The 12,271-nt window shown below is 49.8% G+C and carries 14 protein-coding genes; 1 reads left to right on the forward strand and 13 read right to left on the reverse strand.

What is annotated here, in order from left to right; translation table 11 throughout:
• Window positions 1-105: 105 nt before the first annotated feature.
• Complete coding sequence (locus IQ209_RS05500) at window positions 106-477, reverse strand: hypothetical protein (protein WP_228005739.1); 372 nt, start codon at window positions 475-477, stop codon at window positions 106-108.
• 139 nt (window positions 478-616) lie between these two features.
• On the opposite strand from IQ209_RS05500, the gene IQ209_RS18565 reads away from it, so the two are divergent.
• Window positions 617-742 (forward strand): hypothetical protein, encoded by a 126-nt coding sequence (locus IQ209_RS18565; RefSeq protein ID WP_255528757.1) that lies wholly within the window; start codon window positions 617-619, stop codon window positions 740-742.
• A gap of 5 nt (window positions 743-747) precedes the next feature.
• On the opposite strand, the gene paaX is transcribed toward IQ209_RS18565, so the two are convergent.
• The 12 genes from paaX to paaA form a co-directional block, all read right to left on the reverse strand.
• Window positions 748-1,689, reverse strand: coding sequence for a phenylacetic acid degradation operon negative regulatory protein PaaX (gene paaX / locus IQ209_RS05505; protein ID WP_193849719.1), 942 nt, complete (start codon window positions 1,687-1,689; stop codon window positions 748-750).
• A gap of 170 nt (window positions 1,690-1,859) precedes the next feature.
• Window positions 1,860-3,191, reverse strand: a complete 1,332-nt coding sequence (gene paaK / locus IQ209_RS05510) for a phenylacetate--CoA ligase PaaK (RefSeq protein ID WP_193849721.1) — start codon at window positions 3,189-3,191, stop codon at window positions 1,860-1,862.
• Between the two features lie 155 nt (window positions 3,192-3,346).
• Window positions 3,347-4,561 (reverse strand): 3-oxoadipyl-CoA thiolase, encoded by a 1,215-nt coding sequence (gene pcaF / locus IQ209_RS05515; protein ID WP_193849723.1) that lies wholly within the window; start codon window positions 4,559-4,561, stop codon window positions 3,347-3,349.
• Window positions 4,558-5,034, reverse strand: a complete 477-nt coding sequence (gene paaI / locus IQ209_RS05520; RefSeq protein ID WP_193849725.1) for a hydroxyphenylacetyl-CoA thioesterase PaaI — start codon at window positions 5,032-5,034, stop codon at window positions 4,558-4,560. The genes pcaF and paaI overlap by 4 nt, the downstream gene beginning before the upstream one ends.
• Window positions 5,031-6,629, reverse strand: coding sequence for a 3-hydroxyacyl-CoA dehydrogenase (locus tag IQ209_RS05525; protein WP_193849727.1), 1,599 nt, complete (start codon window positions 6,627-6,629; stop codon window positions 5,031-5,033). Before IQ209_RS05525 ends, paaI begins: the two co-directional genes overlap by 4 nt.
• A 2-nt stretch (window positions 6,630-6,631) precedes the next feature.
• A complete protein-coding gene (gene paaG, locus IQ209_RS05530; RefSeq protein WP_193849729.1) occupies window positions 6,632-7,429 on the reverse strand; it encodes a 2-(1,2-epoxy-1,2-dihydrophenyl)acetyl-CoA isomerase PaaG in 798 nt (265 codons plus the stop codon).
• A 3-nt stretch (window positions 7,430-7,432) separates the two neighbouring features.
• Window positions 7,433-8,206 carry a 2,3-dehydroadipyl-CoA hydratase PaaF gene (gene paaF, locus IQ209_RS05535; protein ID WP_193849731.1) on the reverse strand — a complete coding sequence of 258 codons (774 nt, stop codon included), beginning with the start codon at window positions 8,204-8,206 and terminating at the stop codon, window positions 7,433-7,435.
• A 9-nt stretch (window positions 8,207-8,215) separates the two neighbouring features.
• Complete coding sequence (paaE, locus tag IQ209_RS05540; protein WP_193849733.1) at window positions 8,216-9,304, reverse strand: 1,2-phenylacetyl-CoA epoxidase subunit PaaE; 1,089 nt, start codon at window positions 9,302-9,304, stop codon at window positions 8,216-8,218.
• Window positions 9,305-9,331: 27 nt separating this feature from the next.
• A complete protein-coding gene (paaD, locus tag IQ209_RS05545; protein WP_193849735.1) occupies window positions 9,332-9,850 on the reverse strand; it encodes a 1,2-phenylacetyl-CoA epoxidase subunit PaaD in 519 nt (172 codons plus the stop codon).
• Between the two features lie 38 nt (window positions 9,851-9,888).
• Window positions 9,889-10,680, reverse strand: a complete 792-nt coding sequence (gene paaC / locus IQ209_RS05550) for a 1,2-phenylacetyl-CoA epoxidase subunit PaaC (RefSeq protein WP_193849737.1) — start codon at window positions 10,678-10,680, stop codon at window positions 9,889-9,891.
• Between the two features lie 11 nt (window positions 10,681-10,691).
• A complete protein-coding gene (gene paaB, locus IQ209_RS05555) occupies window positions 10,692-10,979 on the reverse strand; it encodes a 1,2-phenylacetyl-CoA epoxidase subunit PaaB (protein WP_193849739.1) in 288 nt (95 codons plus the stop codon).
• A gap of 39 nt (window positions 10,980-11,018) precedes the next feature.
• Window positions 11,019-11,960, reverse strand: coding sequence for a 1,2-phenylacetyl-CoA epoxidase subunit PaaA (gene paaA, locus IQ209_RS05560; RefSeq protein ID WP_193849741.1), 942 nt, complete (start codon window positions 11,958-11,960; stop codon window positions 11,019-11,021).
• Window positions 11,961-12,271: the final 311 nt, after the last annotated feature.

Here is a 12,271-nt window from a genome sequence, read left to right on the forward strand (position 1 = left end):
TATTACAATGACATCCGTCCTCATCGCTTTAATGGGGGAATTTCTCCCGCTGAATATGAAAGACTGTGGGAAGAGGCTAGAAATGTGTCCGAAACTTCTTGACCGCTACATAAAGAGGCAAACAGGCAGAGGAAATCCATCAATAATATGTACTGGCCTGTCGAACGCACCCAATAATCTCGCCAGTTTCTCTTGCAGTTGTTGTTTCACAGCCCAAAGGTTCGAAACTTGTTTAGCAAAATTAGCACGTGAACCCCGCCCCGGAAACCCCTCGCGCCAGTGGTTATTAAAGTATGCCCAAATGCCTTTATCGGTTGAAAATCCTAAAAATTCACCCACGACTTCCATCGTGATGGCTTCGGCATCGCTCAACTTAGGTGGAAATCCTCGGCTTCTGAATCGTGTACCTTGCTGTAATTCTGCTAAATTTTCATCTACCCAACAAAATACCCAAATGATAAAATCCTGCTGTGACATAGCCTTTTGCTCCTTTATTGCTCTTTGTTTCGCAACTTAAGGTTATAAAGGCAGGGCTATGTCATTTCAACTCACCTCGAAAGTCGAGCATCGCGTTAAAATTGTCATGGCAAATCGTAAAATGAATGAAAGAGATCTGATGCTCCGAAACCTCAATCCCCAACAGCGTAGTCAAGAAATTGCCATGACGACGACTCATTACGAAACCGAAACGATGAAGAAGATGTCAGGATTAACGTCGTATAAAAACTTGGGGCTTTTATAAACTTCCTAATAGGTATCCATTTCACTGTACAACCCACCAAAACGTCGGTAATACGCGGCGGTGGGTTGAGGTAATTGGCCAATGGTCGTTTCGCAACGTTCACTGACGTAGCGTGTCGCAGCAAGGCCAATGTGTTGATAAATATTTATACACAAATTACGGGCAATTTGCCCTTCCCATTGTGCGGGCAGCAGGGCATCAGGTAGCAGTGGGTCGCGCAGAACGATACGGCGGTAAAAGTGGATGAGCAGAAGACGCAACTGGAAACAGCGTTCTGGAGTCAGGTCGGCCTCATGACAATCCCGTAGCAGTGTCATCAACGGGCGGAAGGAAACAATAAATTCGTGATAATGCTGTGATATCTGTTCCAGTGACCAATTGATAGAGACGAGTTCTTTCAGGCTCTGTTCCGAACGCGGGTAAGGGTAATCAGCACGGAAATAGATGACAGAATCGCTGGCGTTGAGTTCCCCCAACAGAGAGGGAATGCCTCTTTGGGAATGACTTGGTGCGGCCATCAGGGTACGGTTAAATTGTGCGAATCCGAGCCAGCCCAGCTCTTTTTTCAGGCGGGTACGCTCGTTTTTGGCGGTGCCTTCCAGTAGCAGCAGATCCCACTTGCCATCCCATTCTGGCTGCTCACTGAGATAGATTTTATCTTCTGCATGACGAAATTGATGCATGCCCCGCTCAGCGATGCGGTAATAACTGCGTCGCCCTAGCTTTTCTACCGTAAGCCACCCCTCTTTTTGCAGCCTGAATACGGATGTTCTTACGAAACGATCACTAAACCCCATCGGTTCCAGCAAGAGGCTCAAACTGCCAAGCCAAACTTCACCGCCACGGTGATTCAGGGCGTCCCCATATAAGGAGATGATCAGCGATGTTCCGCTGACAGGGTGTGAATTGAGGGCGTGTCGGATAAAATCGTCGAGTTTGTGTGCCATAGTTTCTGTGATTTGTTCAAAAGTGTGTCATAACGTTAGCATAACTGTATCGATGAGCTTAATCGATACGCTGAGAGAAAACCCGTCGGAACAACATACTGTTGGGAAAAATACCCTTAAAAAAGGGTGCCACCGCAGTTTCATATCATTTAACTTGCGGTGGCAAAAGGTTATTCGCGTGGTCGGTTGTCGATTACCCGTACCGCTTTACCTTCTGAGCGCGGAATAGCACCACAGTTGACAATGCTGACATCGGTGTTAAGCCCTACTACCGATTTTATATGATGGCGCAATTGATGACAGAGGTTGCAACGTTGTTCATGGTTCAGCAGATCTGGCTCTTTCAGTTCAACTTTGATTGACAGGCAGTCATGATTGCCTTCGTGGTTGACTTCTAATTGGTAGTGCGGTGAGAGTTCCTTGATGTGCATGATCTGTTCTTCTATCTGTGATGGAAAGACATTGATGCCACGGATAATCAGCATGTCATCGGAACGTCCGGTGATCCTGTCCATGCGACGCATATTACGCGCCGTACCGGGCAATAAGCGTGTCAGATCGCGGGTGCGATAGCGGATCACGGGCATGGCTTCTTTGGTCAGGGTAGTGAGAAGGAGTTCTCCGGTTTCGCCATCTGTCAGGTTATTCAGGTTGTCAGGATCAATGATTTCCGGGTAGAAATGATCTTCCCAGATAGTAGAGCCGTCGGCGTATTCCAGTGATTCCATGGCAACGCCTGGCCCCATCACTTCGGACAGGCCGTAGATGTCCAAGGCCTTGATGCCCATACGTGTTTCAATTTCAGTACGCAAGGTGGTTGTCCACGGTTCTGCGCCAAAAATACCAATACGTAAGGAGCATGTGCTGGCATCTCCACCCATCTGGCGCTCCAGTTCATCCAGTAAAGTCAGGCAGTAAGAAGGTGTCATCATAATGATGTCAGGTTTGAAATCCGCAATCAGTTGCGCTTGTCTTATGGTGTTACCGCCAGATACCGGAATGACGGTCGCTCCTAGTCGTTCGGCACCATAGTGCGCTCCCAATCCTCCCGTGAACAGGCCGTAACCGTAGGCGACGTGAACTTTGTCTTTGGCACTTGCTCCGGCAAATCGCAGGCTGCGGGCGACCAGCGCTGACCAATTGTCGATGTCCTGTTGGGTATAACCCACCACGGTTGGGCGTCCTGTTGTACCGGATGAAGCATGAATGCGAACTATCTGTTCCATTGGGACGGCGAAGGCATCAAAAGGATAATGCTCCCGCAGATCTTGCTTGGTGGTGTAAGGAAATTTGGTGATGTCACTGAGTTGCTTGAAATCACTTGGATGGACACCGACTGTATCAAATTTGTGGCGGTACATGGGAACGTTGCTGTAGGCGTGGTTGAGGGTCCATTTCATCTGGTTAAATTGCCACGCCTGAATCTCATCACGTGAAGCAAATTCAATGGCGTCCAGAGGCTGTTCAGAGGATTTTTTTAGGTTTTGTACGTTGTTGCTCATAGTCTCCTGTCCTTTTGTTGATTTGTTTGTAACAGGTTGCTTTTGTTGTTATGTGCACGTAGTGATATGCAGATGTTGGTTAAGTCAGGTCACTGTGTATCAGTTTGTTGTTGTAAAAATGATCGTTGTAAAAATGATCGTTGTGAAAATAGCGGCTATGAAACACGTTCAATAATCATGGCGATGCCTTGTCCTACGCCAATGCACAGGGTGCACAAGGCGTAACGTCCGGCACGTCTCTCCAGTTCAAGGGTGGCAGTTAGCGCAAGGCGGGCTCCGCTCATACCCAGAGGGTGCCCCAGTGCAATCGCGCCTCCATTCGGGTTCAGGTGTTCTGCATCATCTGGTAAACCCAGTTGGCGCATCACAGCCAGTGCTTGTGCAGCGAAAGCCTCATTCAGTTCAATAACATCCATTTTATTTAGGGTTAAGCCGGTGAGTTCCAGTACCTTGAGAGTCGCAGGCAGTGGCCCGATCCCCATGATACGTGGCTCAACACCACATGTTGCCGTTGCGATGATACGCGCCCGTGGTGTCAGCCCGTGGCGTAAGACTGCCGTTTCTGAGGCGATGATCAGTGCTGCCGCACCATCATTGACACCGGAAGCGTTACCTGCGGTGATGGTGCCGCCGGCACGGAATGGGGTTTTGAGCCGCTGTAATTGTTCGAGCGTCGTTTCTGGGCGGGGATGTTCATCCTGTGAAATGACCGGAGCTACGCCTTTTCTGTTGGCGGGAGGCAGAGTAACAGGGAGGATTTCCTCGGCCAGTAGGCCACGTTGTTGCGCTCTGGCGGCACGTTGCTGGCTGCGCAGGGCGAAGGCATCCTGGTCATCACGGCTAATTTGAAACTGGGCGGCGACATTTTCTGCCGTTTCTGGCATGGAATCTGTGCCAAATTGCTGTTGCATCAGCGGGTTAATAAAGCGCCAGCCAAGGGTGGTATCAAAGATCTCAGCCTGCCGGCTGAAAGCGCTGTTTGCTTTGCCCATCACAAAAGGAGCGCGGGTCATCGATTCAACGCCACCTGCCAATATCAGTTGAGCGTCGCCGGATTTAATACTGCGAGCGGCGAAGGCCAGTGCATCGAGGCCTGAGCCACATAACCGGTTGACTGTCGTACCAGAGACTGAATTGGGTAGCCCTGCCAGCAATAGTGCCATACGTGCGACGTTGCGATTATCTTCTCCAGCCTGATTGGCGCAGCCAAGGATCACGTCATCAATTTGTTCCCAATCCAACGCGGGATAACGCGTCATCAATGCCCGTAACGGCAGGGCAGCCAGATCATCAGTCCGCAGGTTGGATAGCGCACCACCATAACGGCCGATAGGTGTGCGGATACCATCACAGATAAATGCATGGTTCATGATTGCTCTCCCTGACGGTTTGGCTGGTTCTTTTTCAGCATATTGTCAGAAATAGGATGACTGAGACGATAGGAGTAACCACGGAAAAAAGCTACAACTTTACCGTTTTGGTTGATGATCTCCACGTCATACAGGCCCGTATTTTTGCCCTGATGCCGAACAGAAGCGGTGGCGATCAGTTGATCACCCACCAATGCCGGACGGATAAAATCAATGCTGCCACTGGAAGCGACGGCGGCTTTCCCTTCGCTGTTACAGGCATAGGCGAAAGCCGTATCCGCCAGGCTGAACAGAATGCCACCGTGACAACTTTGATGACCGTTGAGCATATTGGGCACGATCTTCATGCTGAGTCGAGCGAACCCGATATCAATATGTTCAATCTGCATCCCCATATTTTGGGCACAGGCATCCTGGACATACATGGCTTCGACGTGATGGCGAGCTGCGTTAGCATTATTTTGCATGGTCATCCCCTTTTGTGTTTTTGGGGCTGTTGGAGAGGGAGTTGAGTATGTCCCGCCGCCAGTTGGCGCAGTAAAGGCGCTGGGCGGTAACGGGGCTCCCCATAAAACTTCTGCAAGTTTTCCAGCGTACTGAGAATATGTTTCCAACCCAACTGTTCACCCCATGCCAGCGGTCCGATGGGATAATTCACACCGTGGCACATCGCTAAATCGATATCTTCAGCGTTGGCAATGCCTTTATTAAAGGCATCCAGTGCTTCGTTACACAGCATGGCAACGGTACGCATGGTTAACAAAGCGGGATAGTCTGGTAAGAGAATGACTTGTTTACCGAGGGATTGCAGAAAACCGATCACCTTTGCGGTTTGTTGAGGCGTATTCTGGCAAGCAGCACTGAGTGTAATGACAGAAGCCGATTGGTGATTGACAGAAAGGTCAAATTGCACCACGGGTGCCCTGACTTCGTCGGCAATCTGGGCGCAGGTTCTCCCTTTGGTCAGAATCAAGAGAATGTCATCAATCTGCAAGGTCGGGGAGTGGAATCGGTCATTTTTGCTTTCTTCGAAGGTGATTCCATATTGCTGTAACTTAGGTTGTTGTAACAGGGCAACAAAGTGCGGCAATGCCACCCAATTTCCTGTCGCCTTGATCCGCATCGGTTGTTTTTGTGCTTTGGTGTGTTTCGGCTCTAGTTTGGGTTGCGGCTGAGGCTCTTTTTTTCCACCGTTTCCTTTTATGTCATAGGCGTAAAAACCACGACCGCGTTTGCGTCCAAGATGATCGGCATCCACCCGCTCTTTTTGTAGCAGCGAAGGTTGGAAGCGGGGATCGCAATGGAAGGCATGGAACAGGGATTCCGTCACGGTGTAGTTAATATCATGGCCGATCAAATCCATCAGTTGTAATGGCCCCATAGCGAAACCGCCAGATTCTTTGAGAATGGCATCCAGTGTAGCGGGAGTTGCAACTTGTTCTTCCAGTGCACGCAGGGCTTCAGCGTAGAATGGACGGGCGATGCGATTGACGATAAACCCCGGCGTAGAACGGCAAATCACAGCTTGTTTTTTCCAGCCAGTCACGAGGGTTTTGAGTGTTGTCACGGTTTGGGGGGAAGTTTCCAGACCTTGCACGATTTCCACCAGCTTCATTAGAGGAGCTGGGTTGAAAAAGTGTAACCCAGCCATGCGCTGTGGGGCAGACAGGACGCGGGCAATGGCGGTAATCGACAAGGATGAAGTATTACTGGCAAACAGGGTTTGCTGTGAACAGATGGATTCCAGTTGCTGGAAGAGATCCTGTTTAGCTGCCAGTTGTTCGATAATGGCTTCAATCACCAGTCCACACGGTGCTAACGCATGTAACGAATTTGCCTGAGTAATGCGCTGTAACAGGGCTTCTGTTGCGTTGGCTTCTGCTTTGCCTGCTGCTACACGTTGATACAGGCGGGTGCGTAAATTATCCAGCGCCTGACTGACCGCTTCGCCGTTGATGTCAAACAGCAGGACGGAATGTCCTGCCTGAGCCGCAACCTGGGCAATGCCGATGCCCATTGTTCCCGCACCGATAACGGCTATGGGGCCGTGAAGGTGAGGTGTGTTCATGATCATTTCCCCTTGAACGTTGGCTGGCGTTTTTCAATGAACGCATTGACGCCTTCACGGAAATCTTCGCTATGCCCGCACAGGCGTTGTAAATCTCGTTCGAGATCAAGTTGTTGTTCCAGCGTATTGGTTGCGGCTGCATAGGTGGCTTGCTTGATGCAGCCAAGGGCTAAGGTAGGTTGGGTAGCAAGGTGTCGGGCGAGTTTCTGGGTTTTGTCTTCCAATTCTTCAGGTTCAACAACTTGCCAGATCATGCCCCAATCCAGTGCTTGTTCGGCGCTGATTTTGTCGCCTAATAGTGCCATCCCCATCGCTCGCGCCAGCCCAATCTTATGAGGCAGGAAGTAGCTACCGCCAGAATCGGGTGTCAGGCCAATACGGCAGAAAGCCTGAATAAAGCTGGCGGTACGGGAGGCGATAACGATGTCACAGGCCAGGGCAAGGGAGACACCGGCACCCGCCGCTACACCGTTGACGGCGCAGACAATGGGCTTAGGCAGGGAAGTCATACGCCGGATTAGCGGGTTGTAGTAGCGTTCAACGGATTTGCCAAGATCAGGGATATCGCCATCAGAAATGATGGCATTGCGATCATTTAAATCTTGTCCAGCACAGAAACCGCGTCCGGCTCCGGTGAGCCGGACACAACGTATAGACTCATCTTGTTCAGCAATATCCATTGCCAAACTTAATTGCTGGTGCAGCTCCTCGTTAAAACTATTGAGGCATTCTGGACGGTTGAGAGTAATGCTAAGGACACCTGCTTGTATATCGGTCAGTACCGTTGACATGTTTTCCATCGATCAGAACCCCTTAAAGGTTGGTTTACGTTTTTCCAGAAAGGCGGTGATGCCTTCCTGACGATCGGTTGTGCCTGCCAACGTAACAAAGTGCTGGCGTTCGGCGAGTAATCCTTGTGACAGGCTGGTTTCTTGTGCGGTTTTGAGCGCTGCCTTGGCCGCCCGCAGGGCTAAGGGCGAAAATTCACTGATGCGTTGTGCAATCTGTACTGCACGTTCTAATGTCAGAGCATCAGTGCAAACTTCGCTGACCAGCCCCGCTTCCAGGGCGCGATGAGCATCGATAGCTTCGCCGGTTAATACCATCTGGTAAGCCAATGCCTTGCCGACGCTGCGGATGAGCCGTTGCGTTCCCCCCGCCCCTGGCATCAGCCCCAAGGTGATTTCTGGCAGGCCAAAGCGGGCGTTTTCTCCACAAATCACCAAATCACAAGCCAATGCCAGTTCGCAGCCAGCGCCAAGTGCGTAGCCATTAACGGCAGCGATCAGAGGCTTACTGATATTATTTAAACGTTGCCATAGCTGTGGACGGCGATCAGTCATGGCTGTTGCAACGTTCTGTTGCTGTAGTTCTTTCAGGTCGGCACCTGCGGCAAAACAGCGTTGTGATCCCGTAATAACAATGGCGCTTGTATCGTTATCCGCATCGGCGAGTTCCAATTGCTGTACGAGTTGTTCCAGACAGTCATTACTGAGGGCATTGCGTACTTCTGGCCGATTTAGGGTTAAGATGCGTACCCTTTGCTGCTCCTGACATAAAATCCATTCCTGATTCATGGTGGCTCCTCAGACATCAAAATCGACAACGACGCCATCGCCTTTCGGCCATGACTGGCAACTTAGGATATAACCGGCAGCCAATTGATCGGGTTCGAGGCTGTAATTCACCCTCATATCCACGTCACCGGCTTTAAGCTGGCATTTACAGGTAGCGCATACCCCGCCTTTGCAGGCGTAGGGTAAATCTGCGCCCTGGCGTAATGCGGCATCGAGGATGCTGTCATCTTCGGCGTGCATGGCAATGTTGAGGGTGCGGCCATCCAGGTGGATCTCAACGCGGGTCTCACTGCGTTCTGCAAGATTGGCAGGGCGGGAATTTACTGTGGCTTGTCCGGTATTGAAACGTTCACTATGGATGCGTTCAACCGGTATCCCCGCTTGCTCCAGCGCAGAATGGGCCTCATCCAACATGGCTTCGGGTCCACAGAGAAAAGCGTGGTCAAATTGGGTAAAATTGAGCAGGGTTTTGCCAATGTGGTTTAGGTGTTCAGTATCAATACGTCCGTTAAATAATGGGCTATCAGTGGATTCCTGACTGAACAAGTACAGCACCTGAAAACGGCTCAGGTAGCCATTTTTGAGATCGGCCAGCGTTTCTTTGAACATGACAGAGCGACTGGTGCGATTGCCATAAATAAGCGTAAAAGTGCTATTAGGCTCTAATGCCAGCGTACTTTTGATAATCGATAAAATGGGCGTAATACCCGAACCGGCGGCGATAGCCAGATAATGTCCCTGCTGGCCTTGATTGGGGTGATGGCCAAAATTGCCTTGTGGTTGCATAACTTCCAGCTCATCCCCGACTTTTAATTGTTGGTTGATGAAGGTCGAAAAGCGGCCTTGGTGAATGGCTTTGACACCAATTTGTAATACATCATCCAATGGTGAGCTACAGATGGAGTAGCAGCGGCGTAGTTCTTCGTTATTCACTTTCGCCTTGAGTGTCAGGTGTTGGCCGGGGTGATAATAGAACTGTTTTTTCAGCTCATCGGGAATATGCAGGGTAACGACTACAGCATCTGGCGTTTCTCTTTCAATGGCGGCAATGCTTAAGCGGTGAAAGCCATGTGAGCGTGTTTGATGCAAAGTGGACATCTTACGTTCCTCTTAAGTGCGTCCTCGTTAAATGCATTTGAAATAATCAAATGGTTCCCAACAATCCCGACAGCGGTAGAGCGCTTTGCAGGCAGTGGAACCGAATTCGCTGATTTTTTCTGTTGCATGGCTGCCACAGTACGGGCAGCTGATGGGTTCCATATCCGCCGTTTTTTCGCAAACTAATCCTTGAGGCGGAGCAATACCGGATGCTCGCAAACGTTGTTTGGCATCTGCATTTATCCAATCGGTGGTCCACGCAGGGTGCAGGCTCACTTCGATATGTATGGGAGAGAAGCCGGCTTGTGCCAGTATTTTCTGAATGGTTTCGATCAGGTATTCCGTCGCAGGACAGCCGGAATAGGTTGGGGTAAATGTCACCCGCCAGCCGTTTTGTAATGGGGTGACGGCCCGTATCATGCCGAGATCAGTAATAGAGAGAGCAGGAAGTTCTGGATCGGCAATTTGGTGCAGGCATTGCCAGATTTGATGAACTTCCGGCGGCTGTATCTCTGAGTAAAAGCGAGTATTGTATTGCTGTTCCATGATCACCTCCCATTACCCTCTGTTTTCTATCCGTTTTGTTACCAGTTGCTGTTGGGGTAGGTACGTTGCAGGTATTGCATTTCTGCCAACAGGTATCCCAAATGCTCCGTATGTAGTCCTTGTTTTCCTCCTTGCCGGTAAGGGGCTTCCTGTGGCATTTCTAGCGTAGCTTCGGTGAACGTTTCGTTGATGATGTGCAGCCATGGTTCATGCAGGGTGCGCGGATCAATGGCAATGCCTTCTTCTGCCAGTTGCTGTTCTATTTCGTCGCAATAGAACAGTTCGCCGGTAAAGCGCCACAGTTGATTGATCGATTGCTGAATTTTTTCGTGACTCAGTGTCGTTCCATCCCCCAATCTGATCATCCAGCCTCGGCTAAAGCGCAGGTGATATTCCACTTCCTTCAACGACTTGGCACTAATGGCCGCCAACTGGGGATCACGGCTTTGTCCCAGCGCCTGATGCAGTAAGACATGATAGGCATCAATAAAAAATTGGCGTACCAAAGTATCGTTAAAGCCGCCATTAGGTTGTTCCACCAGCAGCAGATTGCAGAATTCGCGCTCATGACGCCAAAACGCCAGATGATCTTCATCCTGCCCTGTTCCTGAAAGGGTGGCGGCATAACTGAGGAAATGGCGTGCTTGGCCCAATAGGTCGAGGCCGATATTGGACAGGGCGAGGTCAATCTCCAGTTCTGGTGCATGTCCACACCATTCGCACAAGCGCTGTGCCAGAATCAGTGGGGTATCTCCCTGACGAAGTACATATTTGAACAGAGCGTGGTTTAACCGGGAATGATTGGGGGATGAAATGCTGGGTATATTCATATTCCGGTTCCCTACATATTCTTGATGCCATCAGGAATGGCGTAGAAAGTCGGATGACGGTAAATCTTGTCCTCCGATGGCTCGAAAAAAGCGCCACGTTCTTCCGGTTGTGAAGCCACCAGATAGATGGACTTCACCACCCAGATAGAGCAACCTTCATTGCGCCGAGTGTAGGCATCGCGTGCATTTTCCAGCGCCATTTGATCGTCTGCTGCGTGGAGGCTGCCGACGTGACGGTGCGCTAACCCCTGTTTACTGCGAACAAAGACTTCATACAGTGGCCAATCGGTATCGTTCATTGACTCCTCCTTCCGATGCTGTTCAGGTCACGCAAAGCATTAAGCAGCGCGATTTTTGGCCGCGATTTTTCTGGCGTGAACAGAAGCCGCTTCCCGTACCCAACTTCCGTTTTCCCAGGCCTGGCGTTTGGCTTGCAGACGTTCGTGGTTGCATATCCCCTGCCCTTTCAGCACTTGATAGAATTCATCCCAATTGATTTCACCAAAACGGTAATGCCCTGTTGCTTCATCCCAAGCCAGCTCAGGATCGGGCGCTGTCATACCCAAAGCTTCCAACTGGGGGACGGTGTTGTCGATAAATTTTTGCCGCAGTTCATCATTGCTGAATCGCTTGATTTTCCATGCCATGCTTTGGGCGCTGTTGGGAGAGTCACTGTCATTGGGGCCAAACATCATCAATGTCGGCCACCAGAAGCGGTTAATGGCATCTTGTAACATGGCACGTTGGGCTTCGTTGCCATTCGCCAGCACTGTGACTGCTTCATAACCTTGCCGCTGGTGGAAGCTTTCTTCCTTGCAGATTTTGACCATCGCGCGAGCGTAGGGACCGTAAGAGGCACGGCACAAGGCAACCTGATTGACAATCGCTGCGCCATCCACTAACCAGCCAATCACGCCAACATCTGCCCAACTGAGGGTGGGATAGTTAAAAATCGAGGAATATTTCATCTTGCCATCTAACAACTTTTGGTAGATGTCCTGACGGGAACAGCCCAATGTTTCAGCGGCGCTGTAGAGATACAGTCCATGCCCGGCTTCATCCTGGACTTTCGCCAGCAATATGGCCTTGCGCCGCAGGGTAGGGGCACGGGTGATCCAATTGGCTTCCGGTAACATGCCGACAATTTCTGAATGTGCGTGTTGACCGATCTGGCGTATCAGGGTTTGGCGATAGGCTTCGGGCATCCAATCTTTGGCCTCAATAGAGAGATCTGCGGCTATTTTTGCCTCAAAGCTCGCCTGAAGTGGATCAGTTGTCATATGCGACTCCATTATGATTCTTATTTTTTGATATAAGAAATAAAGATGAATCACTTTTTATAACCATGAATCTACAAACTGATAACAAAAATAGCAAACACAAAAATTGTGTATTTGTTGTTCATGTCACAATGTTAATTTTAATTTTTTATAAAACAATTAGTTAATTATTTTTATTTAGCGGAGGGACAAATATTAACAAGTGATTGGGTGAAAATGTTTGTATTTTGTTAATTATATGGGTGGTTTTGTCAATCATATATGTGATACATAAATAGAATTACATGACTTAATGATTGTTTCATTGGTTA

This window comes from Xenorhabdus sp. BG5, assembly GCF_015163665.1.
GTDB lineage: Bacteria > Pseudomonadota > Gammaproteobacteria > Enterobacterales > Enterobacteriaceae > Xenorhabdus.

Bases quoted from the DNA above. Each gene is read 5' to 3' on its own strand.
- IQ209_RS18565 (WP_255528757.1), top strand. From the start codon at position 617: ATGCTCCGAAACCTCAATCCCCAACAGCGTAGTCAAGAAATTGCCATG.
- paaD (WP_193849735.1), bottom strand. From the start codon at position 9,850: ATGGAACAGCAATACAATACTCGCTTTTACTCAGAGATACAGCCGCCG.
- IQ209_RS05525 (WP_193849727.1), bottom strand. From the start codon at position 6,629: ATGAACACACCTCACCTTCACGGCCCCATAGCCGTTATCGGTGCGGGA.
- paaX (WP_193849719.1), bottom strand. From the start codon at position 1,689: ATGGCACACAAACTCGACGATTTTATCCGACACGCCCTCAATTCACAC.
- paaB (WP_193849739.1), bottom strand. From the start codon at position 10,979: ATGAACGATACCGATTGGCCACTGTATGAAGTCTTTGTTCGCAGTAAA.
- paaA (WP_193849741.1), bottom strand. From the start codon at position 11,960: ATGACAACTGATCCACTTCAGGCGAGCTTTGAGGCAAAAATAGCCGCA.
- paaC (WP_193849737.1), bottom strand. From the start codon at position 10,680: ATGAATATACCCAGCATTTCATCCCCCAATCATTCCCGGTTAAACCAC.
- paaK (WP_193849721.1), bottom strand. From the start codon at position 3,191: ATGAGCAACAACGTACAAAACCTAAAAAAATCCTCTGAACAGCCTCTG.
- pcaF (WP_193849723.1), bottom strand. From the start codon at position 4,561: ATGAACCATGCATTTATCTGTGATGGTATCCGCACACCTATCGGCCGT.
- paaG (WP_193849729.1), bottom strand. From the start codon at position 7,429: ATGGAAAACATGTCAACGGTACTGACCGATATACAAGCAGGTGTCCTT.
- paaF (WP_193849731.1), bottom strand. From the start codon at position 8,206: ATGAATCAGGAATGGATTTTATGTCAGGAGCAGCAAAGGGTACGCATC.
- paaE (WP_193849733.1), bottom strand. From the start codon at position 9,304: ATGTCCACTTTGCATCAAACACGCTCACATGGCTTTCACCGCTTAAGC.
- paaI (WP_193849725.1), bottom strand. From the start codon at position 5,034: ATGACCATGCAAAATAATGCTAACGCAGCTCGCCATCACGTCGAAGCC.
- IQ209_RS05500 (WP_228005739.1), bottom strand. From the start codon at position 477: ATGTCACAGCAGGATTTTATCATTTGGGTATTTTGTTGGGTAGATGAA.